Below are 18,004 nucleotides of genomic sequence, written 5' to 3' on the forward strand. Positions count from 1 at the left end.
GGACCACGGGGGCGGGGGGCGTGGCGGGGATGTCCGCGAGGCCCGCCAGATAGTCCTCGTCGCTGCCGCGTCCCTGCGGGCCCGCCGCGTCCTGCGCCGCCATGTGTGCCCCGAGGTCGTCCGAGGCGGTACGGCCGTGCAGCTTCTGGCGGCCCCGTCCGACCGCTTCGAGGGTCTTGGACAGCACGGCCTCGAAGGCGCCGAGCTTGGCGTCCACATAGTCGTCGGCGCGCCGGATCAGGGTGTCGGGGTCGGCGCTGTACTCGGGTGCGTCATCGGCGTCGTCGGCGTCACCGCCGTCGGGCGAGCCGTATCCGTGCCCGTCGGCGCCGGGACCACGGCCGAGCAGCTTCTCCCGGCCACGGTCGACGGAGCCGATGGTCTTGGTGAGGACGACCTCGAAGTTGGCGAGCTTGGAGTCGACGTAGTCGTCCGCCTCGGCGCGGATCTCCTCGGCCTCCCTGCGGGCCTCGTCGAGGATCCTGGCCGCCTCCTCCTGGGACTGGCGGGCGATCGCGGTGTCGGAGACCAGTGCGGTGCGCTGGGTGTGCGCCGCCCCGATGATGCGCTCGGCCTCCTGCCTGGCCTGCTCGGCGAGCTGCTCGTGGCCGCCGAGCAGCTCCTGGGCCTGCGCCAGCGACTGCGGCAGCGCTTCCCGTACCTCTTCGAGCATCGCGAGCAGCTCGGCGCGGTTCACCACGCAGGACGCCGACATGGGCATGGAGCGGGCGCTGCCCACCGTGTCGACGATCTCGTCGAGCTTCTTCTGCACGTCCACCGGTGCTCGCCACTCTCTCAGACTGGTTGGAAGACGGACGCATCGACTGTAAGGCCACGGCGAGCCCGTCCGACACCGGGTGACGCGCAGTCAGTCCCTCAGCGCTTGCCGAGGCGTTCCATCAGGGCCGTGTGGACGGCCGGGGGCAGCAGGTGGGAGACGTCTCCGCCCCAGGTCGCGACCTCTTTGACCAGGGACGACGACAGGAAGCTGTAGGTCGGGTTGGTGGGGACGAACAGGGTCTCCACACCCGAGAGGCCATTGTTCATCTGGGCCATCTGCAGCTCGTAGTCGAAGTCACTGACGGCCCGCAGCCCCTTCACGATGGCGGGGATGTCCCGTTCCTTGCAGAAGTCGACCAGCAGCCCGTGGAAGGCCTCGACCTCGACATTGCCGAATTCGGCGGTCACCTCGCGGATCAGCGCGATCCGCTCCTCGATGGTGAACAGCCCCTTCTTGGACTGGTTGATCATTACCGCGACATGTACGACGTCGTACAGCTTGGAAGCGCGGGCGATGATGTCGAGATGTCCATTGGTGATGGGGTCGAAGGACCCCGGACAGACGGCGCGGCGCAACTGAACTCCCTCGCTCTCCGGTCCGGTCATGGTGCGGCTTCGCACGCTGAGGCGGCGCGACCGTACCAAAGCGTTCCCTCGCCGTAGCGACGGGACCGCAGTGGTGTGAAACCCTCCGGCCAGCCGAACTCCCCGCTCCTGGTGCTCCGTTCCACGGTGGCGACGGCATCGCCGCTGAGCCACCCCCTCGTGCGGAGTGTGAGCAGGATCTCCCGAAGATCGTCGTCGCCGACGGCGTACGGCGGATCGAGGAACACCAGGTCGTACGGGGTGTCCGGGGCGGGTCCCCGGACGATCTGCTCGGCCCTGCCGGTACGGACCTCCGCGCCGGGCAGTCCCAGTGCCCGTACGTTCTCGCGGACCGTTCGGGCGGCGCGGCTGTCGGCCTCGACGAGGAGGGCGTGGGCGGCGCCGCGCGAGAGCGCCTCCAGGCCGACGGCGCCCGAGCCCGCATACAGGTCGGCGATCCGGACGGAGTCGAGGGTGCCGAGGAGCGACTGCCAGGTGCCGAAGAGTCCCTCGCGCGCCCGGTCTGAGGTGGGGCGGGTGCCGTTCCCGGGCGGTACGGCGAGGCGGCGTCCGCCGGCGGCACCGGCGATCACGCGGGTCATGGGTGTCGGGTCCTCGGGTCGTGGGCGGAGGCCCGGAGGCCGGAGAGCTCCGGGAGCTCCGTGCGGTGCGGAAGGTCTCGCCCCCACGATATGGCGTACGCACCGGGCGGGCCCGGCCGGTGCCGCCGGCCGCCCCGGCCCCTCGGACGTGCCCGCCCGGGGCGCCCCTTCCTTTTCCCGGTCTTCCTCGTCACCCCTTGTCGAGGAACTGCTCGCGTTCCGTGTCCAGCAGCGCTTCCAGTGCCGTACGCAGCTCGGGCGAGTCCGTCAGCTCCGGATCGCGGGCGACCACCGCGGTGGCCTCCTCGCGCGCCGCCGCGATGACCTCCTCGTCGTCTATGACCGCGAGCATGCGCAGCGAGGAGCGCGCCCCGGACTGGGCCTGGCCGAGCACATCGCCCTCGCGGCGCTGTTCGAGGTCGATACGGGACAGCTCGAAGCCGTCGAGCGTGTCGGCGACCGCGCGGAGCCTGGCCCGGGCGGGGCTCGCCTCCGGCATGTCGGTCACCAGCAGGCAGAGGCCGGGCGCCGAGCCCCGGCCGACCCGGCCGCGGAGCTGGTGGAGCTGCGAGACACCGAACCGGTCCGCGTCCATGATCACCATCGCGGTGGCGTTGGGGACGTTCACCCCGACCTCGATGACCGTGGTCGCGACCAGGACATCCACCTCGCCGGCGGCGAAGCGGCGCATCACGGTGTCCTTGTCGTCCGGCTGCATCCTGCCGTGCAGGACCTCGATACGGAGACCTGCCAGCGGCCCCTTGGTGAGTTGCTCGGCGACCTCGACCACGGCCAGTGGCGGCCGCTTCTCCGCTTCCTCGGCGGCGGCCTTCCCGGCCTTCCGGGTCTTGCCGTTGCCGCCGGGCTTCCCGGCATCGTCATCGTCGTCGCCGATGCGCGGGCAGACCACATACGCCTGGTGGCCCTTGCCGACCTCCTCCCGCACCCGCTCCCAGGCGCGCGCGAGGAAGTGCGGCTTGTCCTGGGCGGGCACCACATGGCTGGCGATCGGGGAGCGCCCGGCCGGGAGCTGGTCCAGGACGGAGGTCTCCAGATCGCCGAAGACCGTCATCGCGACCGTACGGGGAATCGGGGTGGCGGTCATCACCAGCAGATGCGGCGGCTGCTTGCCCTTGGAACGGAGCGCGTCGCGCTGCTCCACACCGAAGCGGTGCTGCTCGTCCACCACGACCAGCCCCAGGTCGTGGAACCGCACCTTGTCCTCGATCAGGGCGTGCGTCCCGATCACGATCCCCGCCTCGCCGGTGACCAGGTCGAGCAGGGCCTGACGGCGCGCTGCGACGCCCATGGAGCCGGTGAGCAGCACGACCTTGGTGGCGTGCTCGGCGCCGCCGAGCATCCCGCCCTGGGCCAGCTCGCCCATCATCTCCGTGATCGAGCGGTGGTGCTGCTGGGCGAGGACCTCGGTGGGCGCCAGCATGGCCGCCTGGCCGCCCGCGTCGACGACCGTGAGCATCGCCCGCAGCGCGACCAGGGTCTTGCCGGAACCGACCTCGCCCTGGAGCAGCCGGTGCATGGGGTGTTCGGTGGCGAGGTCCGCGAAGATCTCGGCGGTGACCTTGCGCTGGCCGTCGGTGAGGGTGAAGGGCAGCCGCGCGTCGAACGCGTCGAGCACCCCGTCCGCGACCGGCTCACGGGCCACGGCGGGCAACTGCGCGTCGGCGAACCGCCGCCGGGCGAGGGCGACCTGGAGGACGAAGGCCTCGTCCCACTTCAGCCGCTGCCGGGCGTCCTCGATGTCCGCCTTGGTGTCGGGCCGGTGGACCTTGAGCAGGGCCTCGGGCAGGGGGACGAAGCCGCGGCCCTCGCGCAGCGCGGGCGGCAGCGGGTCGACGGCCTCGACGGCCCTGGGCAGTACGGCGTCGACCGCCTTGGTGATCTTCCAGGACTCCAGCCCCTTGCAGGCCGGGTAGATCGGGATGAGCTTGCCCGCGAAGTCGTCCACGGCGCTCGCCGCGTCCGCCACGGAGCCGGCGCCCTCCCGGCCCAGCGGCACATAGGTGGGGTGCGCGAGCTGGAGCTTGCGGTTGAAGACGGAGACCTTGCCGGCGAACATCCCCCGGCTGCCGGGCGGCAGTTCCTTGTGCGGTTTGTGGATTCCCCTGCCGAAGAAGACCAGTTGGAGCCGGCCGCTGCCGTCGGTGAGGGTGATCTCCAGCCGCTGGCCCCGGCCCTGGTTGAACGTCAGGATCCGCGAGTCGGCGACCTGGGCGACGACCGTGACGTCCTCGTCCAGCGGCAGATCGGCGAGCGTGGTGAGCTGGCCGCGCTCCTCGTACCGCCGGGGGTAGTGGTGCAGCAGATCGCCTACCGTGTGCAGGCCCAGCTGCTCGCCCATCACCTTCGCGGTGGCGGGGCCGAGCGACTTCTTGAGGGGTTCATCCAGCGCGGACACGCGTTCCATTGCACACCACAGCACCGACATGCGTCGCGCACCCCGGTGTTCCCGCAGGTCAAAGCCGTGCCGCAGCCGGTGCCCGGGGTTGCTACTCCACGCCGACCAGCAGGGGCACGGACTGCCGGCCGCCCCGGTAGACCACCGTGTCGACGGCCAGATACCCGTCCCGTACGTACTCCTCCAGACGGTCGGCGAGAGCGTCCGGCACATCCTCGCCCAGCACCAGGGTCACCAGTTCGCCGCCGGCCGCCAGCATCCGGGAGAGCACGGCCTCGGCGGTGGCGGCGAGACCGGTGCCGATCACCGCCACATCCCCGTCGATCAGCCCGAGGACATCGCCGGCCTGGCAGATCCCGGCCATGGTCCACGACTGCCGTTCGGCGACGGCCAGTTCGGCGTAGCGGGTGGCCCCGGCGGCGGTGGTCATCGCGACCACGTCCTCGTCGAAGCGGCGGTCGGGCTGGTGCACGGCGAGCGCGGCGAGGCCCTGGACGGCGGCCCGGGTGGGGATGAGGGCGACCCGTACCCCGTCGGCGCGCGCCTGCTCCGCGGCGGCGGCCGCGGTGTGGTGGAGCCCGGTGTCGTTCGGCAGCAGCACCACCTCACGGGCGTGCGCGCGGCGGATCGCCTCGACCAACTCGCCGCTGGCGGGCGGCTCCCCGGGGCGCGCAAGTACGGTCGTCGCGCCGGCGTCCGCGCAGAGCACCGCGAGCCCCTCGCCCGGGACGACCGCGACGACGGCCCGCTGGGTCCGTGCGGACCGCTCCGCGGCGGCGGCGCCGAAGTGGCTGATACGGATCCGGTACGGGCGGCCCGCCTCGACCCCGGCCTCCACCGCGGCGCCCGCGTCGTCGACATGGACATGGACGTTCCACAGCCCGTCGCCGCCACCGATGACCAGGGAGTCGCCCAGCCGGTCGAGCCGGTCCCGCAGCCGGGCCACGGCACAGTCGTCCGCCTCCAGCAGATAGATCACCTCGAAGGACGGCCCGTCGTCGGCCGGACAGGACAGGACCTCGGTGACGGCATCGGGCCCGGCGGGCGCGGCGGGCCCGGCGTGGTCCTCCGGGCGGCGCTTCCGTACCGGAAAGGCGGCCGGTGCCTCGCCGGTGACGGACTGCACCAGCGCGCCCAGGACCGCGAGCAGTCCGCGCCCGCCCGCGTCGACGACACCGGCGCGCGCGAGTACGGCGAGCTGGTCCGGGGTCGCGTCGAGGGCGGCGCGCGCTCCGGCGTACGCGGCTCGTACGGTGGCAGCTCCATCGCCGGGCGCCCCGTCCCGCGCCCTCCGCCCCTGCTCCGCCACCGCCGCCTCGGCCGCCTCCGCCGCCGCGGAGGCCACGCTGAGCATGGTGCCCTCGACGGGGTGGACGACGGCCGCGCGGGCCAGCCCGGCGGCCCGCCGCAGCGCCGCCGCGATCCGGTCCCCGGCGGGACCGGTGGGGCTCCCGTCGGCCGCCGGGGCGGCCAGCACCTCCGCCATCCCGCGCAGCAACTGCGCCAGGATCGTGCCGGAATTCCCCTTCACCCCGATCAGCGCGCCATGCGCCATGGCCCGTACGGCATCGGCCGCCGCCGGCACGGTCGGACCGGTCTCGTGCGCCGCGAAGACCGCCTCGACCGCCCGCGCCGCGGACTCCACGGTCAGATAGAGATTGGTGCCGGTGTCACCGTCCGCGACCGGATAGACATTGATCGCGTCGATCTCCTCGCGCTCCCGGCCGAGGGCCTCCAGCGCCAGCGAGCACCAGTTCCGCACCTCTGCGGCGTCGAGGGTCTGCGGCACCTGATGGTCCTCCTTGAGCGGCCTGGATGCGGGCTGCACGCAGGGTAGCCCGCGTGCGGCGGGCCGGAGCGTGTCCGGGCGGCGGTACGGGCCGGGCGGGCAGGGGCCGGTCCGGGCCATGGTAGTTTCGTGGTGCCGAGGCAGGCGTTGTATGCTGCTTCGGTTGCCCGATGAGAGTCGGGCCATTCCCCCGGCAACGCCACATCAGTCACTGAAGTCACTGATTCCGGCCGCCGGATATCTCTGTACGTGCATCTGAAGTCTTTGGAGTGACCCGTGGCTGCCAACTGCGACGTCTGCGGCAAGGGGCCGGGCTTCGGCAACAGCATTTCCCACTCGCACCGCCGTACGCCCCGTCGCTGGAACCCGAACATCCAGCGTGTGCGTGCCGTGGTCGGTCGGACGCCGAAGCGGCTCAACGTCTGCACCTCGTGCATCAAGGCCGGCAAGGTCTCGCGCTGACGCCCGCGTCGTAGCGCAGCCCCTGCGGTTGCCTTGAAAAGCCGGTCCACCTCGGTGGACCGGCTTTTTGCCATGCCGCCACAGCGGCCGGCCATATGCGGCGCGGTGTTCTCAGACCGTCCCGCGGAAGCGCCAGGCGTGATCCACCGGGCCGATGCCCGCGCCCAGCGGGAAACCGTGCTCGATCGCCCCCGTCACATACTCCTTGGCGGCCACCACCGCCTCCACCACGCCCTTCCCGCCCGCCAGCCCGGCGGCGACGGCCGACGCAAGTGTGCAGCCGGTGCCATGGGTGTGCCGGTTGTCATGGCGCGGTGACCGCAGCCAGTGCTCCTCGCTGCCGTCGGTGAGCAGATCCACCGCGTCGCCCGGCAGATGCCCGCCCTTGATCAGTGCCCACCGGGGCCCGAACTCCAGCAGGGCGTCCGCCGCGCGCCGCAGGTCCGCCTCGCTCTCCACCCGTACCCCGGTGAGCTGGGCCACCTCGTCCAGATTGGGGGTGGCGACGGTCGCGACCGGCAGCAGCAGGGTCCGTACGCCGTCCAGCGCCGAGGCGGCCAGCAGCGGATCACCGTGCTTGGACACCCCGACCGGGTCGACGACCACGGGGGCGCCGGTGTCCGTGAGGAGTGCGGCGACGGTCTCGACGAGCACGGCGGAGGAAAGCATTCCGGTCTTCACCGCCTGAACGCCGATGTCGTCGACGACCGCCCGGTACTGGGCCCGTACCGCGTCCACGGGCAGCTCCCAGGCACCGTGCACACCGAGGGAGTTCTGTGCCGTGACGGCGGTGAGGACGCTCATGCCGTGGGCGCCGAGGGCCAGCATGGTCTTGAGATCCGCCTGGATGCCGGCACCGCCGCCGGAGTCGGATCCGGCGACGGTCAGCACACGGGGAGGCGCGGACGGGAGAGCTGGTCCGGGTACGGATACGGGTATCGCCATGGGCCCGAATCTACTGCCCTCCGCGCTCCCCGGATCCGCCGCCCGCTAGTCCACCGCCGGTCTCCCTACCGGTGGTCCTCGATGTCCCCGAAGTGGTCCCAGCCGCCCTTGCTGGTCCAGGGCGCCCCGTCGACCGTCACCTGGGGCAGCGCCGAGACATTGAGCACCTCGCCGATCACCTTCCAGCGGGCCGGCAGCTTCACATCGGGCGGGAAGGTGGCGACGATCGCGTGGTCCTCGCCCCCGGTAAGCACCCACTGGAGCGGATCGATGCCGACGGCCTGGCCGATGTCGTTCATCTGCGAGGGGATGTCGATCAGTCCGGAGCGCAGATCGATACGGACCTTGCCGGCCTCCGCGATATGCCCGAGGTCCGCGACCAGTCCGTCGCTCACATCGGTCATGGCGGTGGCACCGAGCCCGGCCGCCGCGGGGCCCGCGTGGTACGGCGGCTCCGGTCTGCGGTGCGCCTCGACGAAGGCACGCGGCGAGCGGAAACCGCGCGAGAGCACCGCGTGCCCGGCCGCCGACCAGCCCAGCCACCCGGTGTACGCGACCACGTCACCGGGCCGGGCACCGGACCGGGTCACCGGCTCGTGGTTGCGGAGATCGCCGAGGGCGGTGATGGCGATGGTGATGGTGTCCCCCCGTACGACATCGCCGCCGACCACCGCCGCGCCCGCGACCTGGCACTCGTCCCTGATGCCGTCCATCAGCTCGGTGGGCCAGGTCACCGGCAGTTCGGCCGGTACGACCAGACCGAGCAGCAGCGCGGTGGGGACCGCGCCCATCGCCGCGATGTCGGCGAGGTTCTGCGCGGCGGCCTTGCGGCCCACGTCGTACGCCGTCGACCAGTCGCGGCGGAAGTGCCGCCCCTCCAGCAGCAGATCCGTACTCGCCACGACCCGTCGGTCGGGCGCGGCCACGACCGCGGCGTCGTCGCCCGGCCCGAGCCGGACCGCCGGGGTGGTGGTGAGCCGGGACGTGAGTTCTCTGATGAGTCCGAACTCCCCCAACTCGCCCACGGTTCCCTTCACCGAGACTCCCCTCTCGTCAACTTCTGTCTGCCGTACACCGACCCGTGGGCGCCACCGGGACCCCGGGTCTCCCCGCGGCCCGTGGCGACGCGATACCGTGGCGTCCCTTCTCCCCACATGATCCTCGTGGCCGCCCTGGAGGTTCCGTGGTACAGGCGTACATCCTTATTCAGACCGAGGTGGGCAAGGCGACGACCGTCGCCGAGACCATCGCCAAGATTCCGGGAGTGACCCAGGCCGAGGACGTCACCGGTCCCTACGATGTGATCGTGCGCGCTCAGGCGGACACCGTCGATGAGCTGGGGCGCATGGTGGTCGCCAAGATCCAGCAAGTGGACGGCATCACCCGCACCCTGACCTGCCCGGTCGTGCACCTCTGACCCCCGTTTACCCTTGGCCGGTGACCCGTTCCCGCCGCAGGCTATCCGGCCGCCGTTCCGCCTGCCTGTCCGCCGTCCTTCTGCTGGCGGCGTCGGCGGGCTGTGCCTCTCAGGACGCGCCGTCGGTCGCGGTTCCCGCTCCGCCCCCGGGAGAGGCGGCGCTGTGCCGGGCTCTGCACGGGGAACTGCCAGGCAGCATCGGGGATCTCGGCCGGAACGATCCCGAACCGCGCTCCGAACTGACCGCCGGGTGGGGGGACGCCGCGATCGTACTGCGCTGCGGCGTCCCCCGGCCCGAGGGGATGAGCGATCCCCGGGCGAAGGCGGTGGAGGCGGACGGCGTCAACTGGATGCTGGAGGAGCGGGACTCGGGCCCGCGGTTCACCACCACGTACCGCGAGACCTATGTGGAGGTCACGATGGACGCGCGGTTCGCGCACGACTCCACTCCGCTCGCGCGGCTCGCCGGGCCGGTCGCGAAGACGATCCCGCCGAGCCTCTGACGCGCGTACGGCCCGGAGTCCCCGCCGTCAGCGCAGACCGGTCGGACGGCGCAGCGCCGCCTGGATCAGCCGGTCGATCAGCTCCGCGTACCCCACACCGCTCTCCTGCCACATCCGCGGATACATGGAGATCGGCGTGAAGCCGGGCATCGTGTTGATCTCGTTGATCACGAACCCGCCGTCCTCGGTGAGGAAGAAGTCCGCGCGGACCAGCCCCTCGCAGGACGCCGCCTCGAACGCCTCGACCGCGAGCCGCCGTACCTCCGCGGTCTGCTCCTCGGTGAGCGGCGCGGGCACCAGACCGGTGGCCGAGTCGATGTACTTGGCCTCGAAGTCGTAGAAGTCGTGCGCGGTGACCGGCGGGATCTCGGCGGGCACACTGGCCCGCGGCCCGTCCTCGAACTCCAGCACCCCGCACTCGATCTCGCGCCCGCGCAGCAGCGACTCGATGAGGATCTTGGGGTCGTGGCGCTGTGCCTCGGCGATCGCTTCGTCGAGCCCCGAGGGACCGTCGACCTTGGTGATGCCCATGGACGAACCGGCGCGCGCGGGCTTCACGAAGAGCGGCCAGCCGTGCTCCGCGGCGAAGTCCACGATCTTCTTGCGGGCACCGGCGCCCTCGGCACCTTCGGGTCCCTGCTCCCATTCGCGGGGCCTGATCACCAGATACGGGCCGACCGGCAGCCCGAAGGAGGTGAACACCCGCTTCATGTACTCCTTGTCCTGCCCGACGGCCGAGGCCAGGACCCCGGCGCCGACATAGGGGACTCCGGAGAGTTCGAGCAACCCCTGGAGGGTGCCGTCCTCGCCGTACGGGCCGTGCAGTACGGGGAAGACGACATCGACCTCGCCCAGCGCCTTGGGCACGGAGCCCGGCTCGCTGTAGACGACCTCGCGGTTGCCGGGGTCCACGGAGAGGACGACCCCGCCCTCCGTGGACTCGGCGAGCTGCTCGACGCTCGGCAGGGCGCGGTCGGCGATGGCCATCCGCTCGGGGTCGTCGGCGGTGAGCGCCCAGCGTCCGTCGGTGGTGATCCCGATGGGCAGGACGTCGTACTTCGTACGGTCGATGGACCGCAGTACGGCTCCGGCCGTGACCACCGAAATGGCGTGCTCGGAGCTACGGCCGCCGAAGACGACGGCCACGCGCGGCTTGCGGAGCTGCTGCTCAGGGCTCTGGGAGGAGTTCTCGCTGCTCATATCGCGATGAGCGTACCTGGTGGTAGCGCATGAGTCAGCGTCGCTCGCCGTCGCTCGCCGCCGAGTCGGCGGCGCCCGCCGGCCGGTCGCACCCGCCCGGGGTCAGACCCGCTCGGGCTTGGCGCTGCGCCCCATCAGCTCCTTGACCGCGACGAGCGGCGACTTCCCGTTGTGGACGATGTCCACGACCGTCTCCGTGATCGGCATCTCGACGGCGTGGCGCCGGGCCAGATCGAGCACGGACTCGCAGGACTTGACGCCCTCGGCGGTCTGGCTGGTGACCGCGATGGTCTCCTGGAGGGTCATCCCGCGGCCGAGGTTGGTGCCGAAGGTGTGGTTGCGGGAGAGCGGCGAGGAGCAGGTGGCGATCAGATCGCCCATGCCGGCGAGGCCGGAGAAGGTGTGCGGGTCGGCGCCCATGGCGAGCCCGAGCCGGGTGGTCTCGGCGAGCCCCCGGGTCATCAGGGAGGCCTTGGTGTTGTCGCCGAGCCCCATGCCGTCGGCGATGCCGACCGCGAGACCGATCACGTTCTTGACCGCGCCGCCGAGTTCGCAGCCGACCACGTCGGTGTTGGTGTACGGGCGGAAGTACGGGGTGTGGCAGGCGGACTGGAGCCGCTGCGCGACCGACTCGTCGCGGCAGGCGACCACGGCCGCGGCAGGCATCCGGCCGGCGATCTCCTTGGCGAGATTGGGTCCGGTGATCACCGCGACCCGCTCGGCCGGTGCCTTGGCGACCTCCTCGATCACCTCGCTCATCCGCTTGGCCGTGCCGAGTTCGACGCCCTTCATCAGCGAGACGAGCACGGTGTCGGAGGGCAGGACGGGCGCCCAGGCGGCGAGGTTGCCGCGCAGTGTCTGCGAGGGCACGGTCAGTACGGTGAACTCGGCGCCGTCCGCGGCCTCGGCCGGGTCGGTCGTCGCCCTTACGCCCACGGGGAGTTCGAAGCCCGGCAGATAGTCGGGGTTGGTCCGGGTGGTGTTGATGGCGTCGACGACTTCCGCGCGGCGGCCCCAGATCGTCACCTCGCATCCCGCGTCGGCGAGGATCATGGCGAATGCCGTGCCCCACGAACCCGCTGCGAAGACCGCGACCCGCGTCACTTGGACCCCTCTTCCGCGGCTTTGCGCCGCTGTTCCGCCCGGGCCTTGCGATGGTCGTACAGGGCCTCGGGCACCGGCTCTCCGCGTACCTCGGAGAGCAGTTCCGTGATGGCGGCCATGATGACCTCGGTCGCCTCACGGAGCAGTTCGGGGGTGGGTTCCTGGCCTTCGAACCGGGAGAGATCGACCGGTGGGCCGGCCAGCACCTTCAGTGTCTTGCGGGGAAAGAACTGGAAGCGGTTCTCCTTCGCGTACGGCGGCATCGCCAGATTGGCGCCCCACTGCGCGACGGGAATGACCGGGGCCTTGGTGAGCAGGGCGACCCGGGCGGCGCCGGTCTTGCCGGTCATCGGCCACATGTCGGGGTCACGGGTGAGGGTGCCCTCGGGGTAGAAGGCGACGCATTCCCCGCGCCCGATGGCGTCGACGGCGGCGCGGAACGCGTCCAGCGCGTCGGTCGTCTCGCGGTAGACGGGAATCTGGCCGGTGCCCCGGAGCATCATGCCGACAAAGGAACCCTGGAAGAGTCCGGCCTTCGCCAGGAATCTTGGCACGCGTCCGGTGTTGTACTGGAAGTGCGCGTAGGAGAGAGGGTCCAGATAGGAGTTGTGGTTGACCGCGGTGATGAATCCGCCGTCGGCCGGAATGTGTTCCTGGCCTCGCCAGTCCCGCTTGAACAGAACGACCAGCGGCGGTTTGGCGATGACGGCCGCCAGGCGGTACCAGAAGCCGATTCTGCGGCGGGACACTCGGACACCTTCCTCTTCGCGCCTGGCTCATTGCCCGGCTGCCGGGGGTCAAGTGTCGCCCCGGGCCCCTGCTCTGTCGAGAACACCGTACGCCCCGCTTCCTGGACCGGCCCTGTGGGCCGTCACGGTGCCGGGCCACAATAGAGGGCCGATTCACATGGACGGAGAGTTCGCCACGGACACCGACCCGACCTCGCGCTGGTCCCTGGTCGTTCCGCTGAAGCCCCTGCGGCTGGCCAAGAGCAGGCTCGCCGTGGCCGCGGGCGAGACCCTGCGGCCACGGCTCGCGCTGGCCTTCGCACAGGACACCGTGGCCGCGGCGCTGGCCTGCCCGGCGGTACGGGATGTGGCGGTCGTCACGGACGACCCGACGGCGGCGGCCGAGCTGGCGGCGCTGGGCGCGCGCATCGTGCCGGACTCCCCGGCGGACGGTCTCAACGCGGCGCTGGCGCATGGCGCGCGGGCGGTCAGGGCGGGGCGCCCGCGCGCCGCGGTGGCCGTGCTCAACGCCGACCTCCCGGCACTGCGTCCCGCGGAGCTGGGCGCGGTCCTGGCCGCGGCGGAACCATTTCCGCGTGCTTTTCTCGCGGACGCCGCCGAAATCGGTACGACATTGCTGACGGCGGCCGCGGGCACTGAATTGAATCCGGCTTTCGGCGGTCCGAGCCGCCTTCGGCATTTGTCGTCGGGCGCGGTGGAAATTGTCCTGGCCGGCGTGGATTCCGTACGGCGTGATGTGGATACGGGTGCCGATCTGCTGGTGGCCGCGGAGCTGGGTCTGGGCCCGCACACGGCTCTGCGGTACGCGGCGCACGGCCCGCTTCCCGCACACCGGCCGGGAATCTGAACAGCCGGGGCTCCGGGCGGCGTAGGCACGGCACGGGCGCGGGAGCGGCGGTACGCTGCCGCCATGCAGGCCACTTCGTACACCTACGACTCCGAAACCCGCGCCGGGAGCGTGCTGCTGGACGACGGCACCCCGGTGGAGTTCGACACGGCGGCGTTCGACGCCGGCGGGCTGCGGATGCTGCGTCCGGGGCAGCGCGTACGGATCGAGACCGAGGGCGAGGGCGCGTCACTGCGGATCACGCTGGTGACGCTGTACACGTTCTGACGCGCGCGCTCCGGCACTTCGGGCACCTCCGACACGCCGCGGGCCGGGCTCCCGGAGAGGAGCCCGGCCCGGCGCGTGTGGCTCTGTAACCGCTCACTTCCCCCTGGTGACGGTCTTCTTCGCGGTGGTGGTGCGTGCGGCCGCCTTCCTGGCGGGCGCCTTCTTGGCCGTGGCCTTCTTGGCCGGCGCGGTCTTCTTCGCGGTGGCCTTCTTGGCCGTGGCGGTGGCCTTCTTGGCGGTCTTCTTCGCCGCCGTCGTCTTCTTCCCCGCCGTCTTCTTGGCGGCTGTCGTCTTCTTGACCGCGGTCTTCTTCGCCGCGGTGGTCTTCTTGACCGCGGTCTTGCGGGCCGCGGCCGTCTTGGCGGTGGCCTTCTTGGCCGCGGCCTTCACGGTCGTACGGGCGGAAACCCCGCCGGAGAGGCTGCCCTTGGGGGCCTTCTTGACGGCCACATCGTTCTTGGGAAGCTTCTTCGAGCCGCTGACCAGGTCCTTGAACCCCTGTCCTGCGCGGAAGCGGGGCACCGAGGTCTTCTTGACCCGGACGCGCTCACCCGTCTGCGGGTTACGGGCGTAGCGGGCCGGGCGGTCGACCTTCTCGAACGAGCCGAAACCGGTGACCGAGACGCGGTCACCGGCGACGACCGCGCGGACGATGGCGTCGAGTACCGCGTCGACCGCGTCCGCGGCCTGCTGACGGCCGCCTACCTTGTCCGCAATCGCTTCTACGAGCTGCGCCTTGTTCACGTCTTCCCCTTCGGAGACATTGCCAGAACGAAAGTGTTCAAGCTTTTTCGCACGTTAGGCAGATATATACCGCAAATCAAACACGAAACGGGCTAATCACCCTAGTGCCGCAACGAAGTCGACCTGGCGGAGATCCGCGGAGGTCAGTCACCTTCGGGAAAACGACCCTCGTCGAGGTCCTTCACCAAGCGCTCCAGACGCCTTGCCGCGTCCGGGAGATCGTGTTTCGCCGCGGCCGTGATGACCAGCAGCTTCCGCGAGAGCGCCATCCGTACACTCTCCGGGACTTGCAGCGTGCGCACCCTTGTGTGCGCTTCCTTCAGTTGTTCGGCGACCAACCCGTAGAGCTTGAGTTGGCTGTCGCGTTCCATGCACCGATTGTGCCATCTGGGGCGAGTTGTCGCCCGAGGGGGGCTCAACAAGCGACCGCACCCCCTGCCGGAGGGCAGGGGGTGCGGTCGGGGAGAGACGCCGATCAGGCCTGATCAGGCGGTAATGGTCCGTGGTTTGAAGGACGGCCTGGCGGCTTCGTAGGCGGCGATCTCCGCTTCGTTCTGAAGGGTGAGGCTGATGTCGTCGAGCCCGTTCAGCAGCCGCCAGCGGGCGTTCTCGTCCAGCTCGAAATCAGCGGTGAGCCCGGGCCCGTCGGCTGCGGCGGCCCTGACCTGGCGTGCTTCGAGGTCCACGGTGATCTCGGCCTCGGGGTCGCTCTCCGCGATCTCCCAGAGGGCGTCGACGACCGGCTGGTCCAGAACCACGGTCAGCAGACCGTTCTTGAGCGAGTTGCCGCGGAAGATATCGGCGAACCGGGACGAGATGACGGCCTTGAAACCGTAGTTCTGCAGGGCCCATACGGCGTGTTCGCGGGAGGAGCCGGTGCCGAAGTCGGGTCCGGCGACCAGCACCGTGGCGCCCGCGTACCGGGGCTGGTTGAGCACGAACTCCGGGTCCTTGCGCCAGGCCTCGAACAGCCCGTCCTCGAAGCCGTCGCGGGTGACCTTCTTGAGCCAGTGCGCCGGAATGATCTGGTCGGTGTCGACATTGCTGCGGCGCAGCGGGACCGCGCGGCCGGTGTGGGTGGTGAAGGCTTCCATGGTTATCGCGCTCCAGCGGGCGTAGGGGCGCCGGCACCGGCGTCGGACAGATCGGCGGGCGAGGCCAGACGGCCCAGGACGGCGGTGGCGGCGGCGACCTGGGGCGAGACGAGATGGGTACGGCCGCCCTTGCCCTGCCTGCCCTCGAAGTTGCGGTTCGAGGTGGACGCGGAGCGCTCGCCGGGCGCGAGTTGGTCGGGGTTCATGCCCAGGCACATCGAGCAGCCGGCGTGCCGCCACTCGGCGCCCGCGCCGGTGAAGACCTTGTCCAGGCCCTCCTCCACGGCCTGGAGGGCGACCCGTACCGAACCGGGGACCACCAGCATCCTTACGCCGTCGGCGACTTTGCGGCCGTCCAGGATGGAGGCCGCCGAGCGCAGGTCCTCGATACGGCCGTTGGTGCACGAGCCTACGAAGACGGTGTCCACGCTGATGTCGCGCAGCGCCTGCCCGGCGGTCAACCCCATGTACTCCAGGGCCTTTTCGGCGGCGTGCCGCTCCGAAGCGTCCTCGTACGAAGCGGGGTCGGGGACGTGCGAGGAGAGCGGCGCGCCCTGGCCGGGGTTGGTGCCCCAGGTGACGAACGGGGCCAGTTCCGTGGCGTCGATGAAGACCTCGGCGTCGAAGACCGCGTCGTCGTCGGTGCGCAGCGTCTTCCAGTACGCGACCGCCGCGTCCCAGTCCTCGCCGCGGGGGGCGTGGTCGCGGTCCTTCAGATACGCGAAGGTGGTCTCATCGGGGGCGATCATGCCCGCCCTGGCGCCGGCCTCGATGGACATGTTGCAGATGGTCATCCGGGCCTCCATCGAGAGCTTCTCGATGGCCTGGCCGCGGTATTCGAGGATGTAGCCCTGGCCGCCGCCGGTGCCGATCCTGGCGATCACGGCGAGAATCAGGTCCTTGGCGGTGACGCCGTCGGGGAGTTCGCCGCCGACGGTGATGGCCATGGTCCTGGGGCGGGCCAGCGGCAGGGTCTGGGTGGCGAGGACATGCTCGACCTGGCTGGTGCCGATGCCGAACGCCAGCGCGCCGAAGGCGCCGTGGGTGGAGGTGTGGCTGTCGCCGCACACCACGGTGGTGCCGGGCTGGGTCAGTCCGAGCTGCGGGCCCACGACATGGACGACGCCCTGCTCGACATCGCCCAGCGGGTGCAGCCGTACGCCGAAGTCCGCGCAGTTCTTGCGGAGCGTCTCCAACTGGACCCGGGAGACCGGGTCCGCGATGGGCTTGTCGATGTCGAGGGTCGGGGTGTTGTGGTCCTCGGTCGCGATGGTGAGGTCGAGCCGCCGGACCTGCCGGCCGCTCTTACGGAGGCCGTCGAAGGCCTGGGGGCTGGTCACCTCGTGCAGCAGGTGCAGATCGATGAAGAGAAGGTCGGGCTCGCCCTCCGCGCGCCGGACGACATGGTCGTCCCAGACCTTCTCCGCGAGTGTCCTACCCATCGCTTTCCCTCCGGCCGGTCCGTCGTGGCCGGCGCTCCTAGAGATATGTGGGCCCGCGTCCGCTCTCCTCGTGCCCGGGCGCCGGCTGGGGGCCCGTGGTCCGCGGGCCGTACCCACCAGGTTGGCAAGTTCTCCGCGAAAAGGAACTTGCGTTTCACAGAGTGAGACGCGAGTATCGTTTCATGGACAACTCTAGCGGCGTCGGCGTTCTCGACAAGGCGGCTCTGGTATTGAGCGCTCTGGAGTCCGGTCCGGCCACCCTGGCCGGGCTGGTCGCGGCGACCGGGCTCGCACGGCCCACGGCCCACCGGCTGGCCGTGGCACTGGAACACCACCGGATGGTGGCGAGGGACATGCAGGGTCGGTTCATTCTGGGCCCTCGGCTGGCCGAGCTGGCCGCCGCGGCCGGCGAGGACCGGCTGCTGGCCACGGCGGGGCCCGTGCTCACGCATCTGCGGGATGTCACGGGCGAGAGCGCGCAGCTCTACCGGCGCCAGGGTGACATGCGGATATGTGTGGCGGCGGCCGAGCGGCTGTCCGGACTGCGGGACACGGTCCCGGTCGGCTCGACCCTGACGATGAAGGCGGGCTCCTCGGCCCAGATCCTGATGGCCTGGGAGGAGCCGGAGCGGCTGCACCGCGGACTTCAGGGTGCCCGGTTCACGGCGACGGCGCTCTCAGGCGTACGGCGTAGGGGGTGGGCCCAGTCGATCGGCGAGCGTGAGCCGGGGGTGGCCTCGGTCTCGGCGCCGGTGCGCGGTCCCTCGAACCGGGTGGTCGCCGCCGTCTCGGTATCCGGACCGATCGAGCGGCTCACCCGGCATCCGGGCCGTATGCACGCCCAGGCCGTGATAGACGCCGCGAGCCGGCTGAGCGAGGCACTGCGCCGCTCGGGCTGAGCCCTCGCCCCTCTCTTCTGGCACCGGTCGGCCGCTCCAGCGCCGCAGCGGCCGGGCCGGTACGGGCCGGGAATCCGCTCAACCGGGGCTCCGGCGGCCGAGGTTGAGCACGCCGGGGTCGATCACGGAGCAAATAAGAAAGCCCTTCGCGTACGAAGG

20 protein-coding genes are annotated in these 18,004 nt (G+C 71.1%); 6 read left to right on the forward strand and 14 right to left on the reverse strand.

All coding sequences use genetic code 11. From position 1 onward, the window contains the following. The 5 genes from WH07_RS05140 to WH07_RS05160 form a co-directional block, all read right to left on the reverse strand. A partial coding sequence (locus WH07_RS05140; protein WP_046495876.1) for an ATP synthase F0 subunit B occupies positions 1 to 778 on the reverse strand: 778 nt, incomplete at its 3' end. Between the two features lie 98 nt (positions 779 to 876). Further along, a complete protein-coding gene (coaD, locus tag WH07_RS05145) occupies positions 877 to 1,356 on the reverse strand; it encodes a pantetheine-phosphate adenylyltransferase (protein WP_198533724.1) in 480 nt (159 codons plus the stop codon). 26 nt (positions 1,357 to 1,382) lie between these two features. After that, positions 1,383 to 1,967 (reverse strand): 16S rRNA (guanine(966)-N(2))-methyltransferase RsmD, encoded by a 585-nt coding sequence (gene rsmD / locus WH07_RS05150; RefSeq protein WP_046495881.1) that lies wholly within the window; start codon positions 1,965 to 1,967, stop codon positions 1,383 to 1,385. Positions 1,968 to 2,157: 190 nt separating this feature from the next. Beyond that, positions 2,158 to 4,392 (reverse strand): ATP-dependent DNA helicase RecG, encoded by a 2,235-nt coding sequence (gene recG / locus WH07_RS05155; protein ID WP_046495883.1) that lies wholly within the window; start codon positions 4,390 to 4,392, stop codon positions 2,158 to 2,160. An 82-nt stretch (positions 4,393 to 4,474) separates the two neighbouring features. Next, entirely contained in the window at positions 4,475 to 6,172 is a 1,698-nt protein-coding gene (locus WH07_RS05160; protein WP_046495885.1) for a DAK2 domain-containing protein, read from the reverse strand. A gap of 276 nt (positions 6,173 to 6,448) precedes the next feature. On the opposite strand from WH07_RS05160, the gene rpmB reads away from it, so the two are divergent. Further along, the gene (gene rpmB / locus WH07_RS05165) at positions 6,449 to 6,634 is read left to right on the forward strand and encodes a 50S ribosomal protein L28 (protein ID WP_028426177.1); all 186 of its coding nucleotides are present in this window, start codon (positions 6,449 to 6,451) and stop codon (positions 6,632 to 6,634) included. A 111-nt stretch (positions 6,635 to 6,745) separates the two neighbouring features. On the opposite strand, the gene thiD is transcribed toward rpmB, so the two are convergent. Together thiD and WH07_RS05175 are read right to left on the reverse strand one after the other, a co-directional pair. Continuing rightward, positions 6,746 to 7,579: a bifunctional hydroxymethylpyrimidine kinase/phosphomethylpyrimidine kinase gene (gene thiD / locus WH07_RS05170; protein WP_046495889.1), complete on the reverse strand. Its 834-nt coding sequence runs from the start codon at positions 7,577 to 7,579 to the stop codon at positions 6,746 to 6,748. A gap of 65 nt (positions 7,580 to 7,644) precedes the next feature. Beyond that, a complete protein-coding gene (locus tag WH07_RS05175) occupies positions 7,645 to 8,616 on the reverse strand; it encodes a thiamine-phosphate kinase (protein WP_046495893.1) in 972 nt (323 codons plus the stop codon). A gap of 146 nt (positions 8,617 to 8,762) precedes the next feature. Here WH07_RS05175 and WH07_RS05180 point away from each other — a divergent pair, with 146 nt between their 5' ends. After that, entirely contained in the window at positions 8,763 to 8,996 is a 234-nt protein-coding gene (locus WH07_RS05180; RefSeq protein ID WP_046495896.1) for an Lrp/AsnC family transcriptional regulator, read from the forward strand. Positions 8,997 to 9,016: 20 nt separating this feature from the next. Then, on the forward strand, positions 9,017 to 9,499 hold the full coding sequence (locus tag WH07_RS05185; protein ID WP_046495900.1) for a DUF3515 domain-containing protein: 483 nt from the start codon (positions 9,017 to 9,019) through the stop codon (positions 9,497 to 9,499). A 27-nt stretch (positions 9,500 to 9,526) separates the two neighbouring features. On the opposite strand, the gene WH07_RS05190 is transcribed toward WH07_RS05185, so the two are convergent. From WH07_RS05190 to WH07_RS05200, 3 genes are all read right to left on the reverse strand, one after another. After that, a complete protein-coding gene (locus WH07_RS05190; protein ID WP_046495902.1) occupies positions 9,527 to 10,699 on the reverse strand; it encodes a D-alanine--D-alanine ligase family protein in 1,173 nt (390 codons plus the stop codon). 102 nt (positions 10,700 to 10,801) lie between these two features. Then, positions 10,802 to 11,803, reverse strand: a complete 1,002-nt coding sequence (locus tag WH07_RS05195) for an NAD(P)H-dependent glycerol-3-phosphate dehydrogenase (protein ID WP_079022956.1) — start codon at positions 11,801 to 11,803, stop codon at positions 10,802 to 10,804. After that, positions 11,800 to 12,552, reverse strand: coding sequence for a lysophospholipid acyltransferase family protein (locus tag WH07_RS05200; protein ID WP_046495905.1), 753 nt, complete (start codon positions 12,550 to 12,552; stop codon positions 11,800 to 11,802). The genes WH07_RS05195 and WH07_RS05200 overlap by 4 nt, the downstream gene beginning before the upstream one ends. A gap of 157 nt (positions 12,553 to 12,709) precedes the next feature. On the opposite strand from WH07_RS05200, the gene cofC reads away from it, so the two are divergent. Next, positions 12,710 to 13,399 (forward strand): 2-phospho-L-lactate guanylyltransferase, encoded by a 690-nt coding sequence (gene cofC, locus WH07_RS05205; RefSeq protein WP_106409508.1) that lies wholly within the window; start codon positions 12,710 to 12,712, stop codon positions 13,397 to 13,399. Between the two features lie 63 nt (positions 13,400 to 13,462). Continuing rightward, positions 13,463 to 13,666 (forward strand): hypothetical protein, encoded by a 204-nt coding sequence (locus WH07_RS05210; RefSeq protein WP_046495908.1) that lies wholly within the window; start codon positions 13,463 to 13,465, stop codon positions 13,664 to 13,666. Positions 13,667 to 13,759: 93 nt separating this feature from the next. Here the strand turns inward: WH07_RS05210 and WH07_RS05215 are convergent, their stop codons facing one another. From WH07_RS05215 to leuC, 4 genes are all read right to left on the reverse strand, one after another. Then, positions 13,760 to 14,410 carry an HU family DNA-binding protein gene (locus WH07_RS05215; RefSeq protein ID WP_046495910.1) on the reverse strand — a complete coding sequence of 217 codons (651 nt, stop codon included), beginning with the start codon at positions 14,408 to 14,410 and terminating at the stop codon, positions 13,760 to 13,762. Between the two features lie 143 nt (positions 14,411 to 14,553). Beyond that, on the reverse strand, positions 14,554 to 14,781 hold the full coding sequence (locus tag WH07_RS05220) for an SCO5555 family protein (RefSeq protein ID WP_046495911.1): 228 nt from the start codon (positions 14,779 to 14,781) through the stop codon (positions 14,554 to 14,556). Between the two features lie 114 nt (positions 14,782 to 14,895). Further along, the gene (gene leuD / locus WH07_RS05225; RefSeq protein WP_046495913.1) at positions 14,896 to 15,504 is read right to left on the reverse strand and encodes a 3-isopropylmalate dehydratase small subunit; all 609 of its coding nucleotides are present in this window, start codon (positions 15,502 to 15,504) and stop codon (positions 14,896 to 14,898) included. A 2-nt stretch (positions 15,505 to 15,506) separates the two neighbouring features. Further along, positions 15,507 to 16,946 (reverse strand): 3-isopropylmalate dehydratase large subunit, encoded by a 1,440-nt coding sequence (gene leuC / locus WH07_RS05230; protein ID WP_046495914.1) that lies wholly within the window; start codon positions 16,944 to 16,946, stop codon positions 15,507 to 15,509. Positions 16,947 to 17,128: 182 nt separating this feature from the next. Between leuC and ndgR the strand changes: the two genes are divergently transcribed. After that, entirely contained in the window at positions 17,129 to 17,845 is a 717-nt protein-coding gene (gene ndgR, locus WH07_RS05235; protein ID WP_046495934.1) for an IclR family transcriptional regulator NdgR, read from the forward strand. Positions 17,846 to 18,004: the final 159 nt, after the last annotated feature.

Source organism: Streptomyces odonnellii (assembly GCF_000981895.1).
Taxonomy (GTDB): Bacteria; Actinomycetota; Actinomycetes; order Streptomycetales; family Streptomycetaceae; genus Streptomyces; species Streptomyces odonnellii.

Bases quoted from the DNA above. Each gene is read 5' to 3' on its own strand.
- recG (WP_046495883.1), bottom strand. From the start codon at position 4,392: ATGGAACGCGTGTCCGCGCTGGATGAACCCCTCAAGAAGTCGCTCGGC.
- WH07_RS05220 (WP_046495911.1), bottom strand. From the start codon at position 14,781: ATGGAACGCGACAGCCAACTCAAGCTCTACGGGTTGGTCGCCGAACAA.
- WH07_RS05210 (WP_046495908.1), top strand. From the start codon at position 13,463: ATGCAGGCCACTTCGTACACCTACGACTCCGAAACCCGCGCCGGGAGC.
- rsmD (WP_046495881.1), bottom strand. From the start codon at position 1,967: ATGACCCGCGTGATCGCCGGTGCCGCCGGCGGACGCCGCCTCGCCGTA.
- WH07_RS05190 (WP_046495902.1), bottom strand. From the start codon at position 10,699: ATGAGCAGCGAGAACTCCTCCCAGAGCCCTGAGCAGCAGCTCCGCAAG.
- leuC (WP_046495914.1), bottom strand. From the start codon at position 16,946: ATGGGTAGGACACTCGCGGAGAAGGTCTGGGACGACCATGTCGTCCGG.
- ndgR (WP_046495934.1), top strand. From the start codon at position 17,129: ATGGACAACTCTAGCGGCGTCGGCGTTCTCGACAAGGCGGCTCTGGTA.
- cofC (WP_106409508.1), top strand. From the start codon at position 12,710: ATGGACGGAGAGTTCGCCACGGACACCGACCCGACCTCGCGCTGGTCC.
- thiD (WP_046495889.1), bottom strand. From the start codon at position 7,579: ATGGCGATACCCGTATCCGTACCCGGACCAGCTCTCCCGTCCGCGCCT.
- leuD (WP_046495913.1), bottom strand. From the start codon at position 15,504: ATGGAAGCCTTCACCACCCACACCGGCCGCGCGGTCCCGCTGCGCCGC.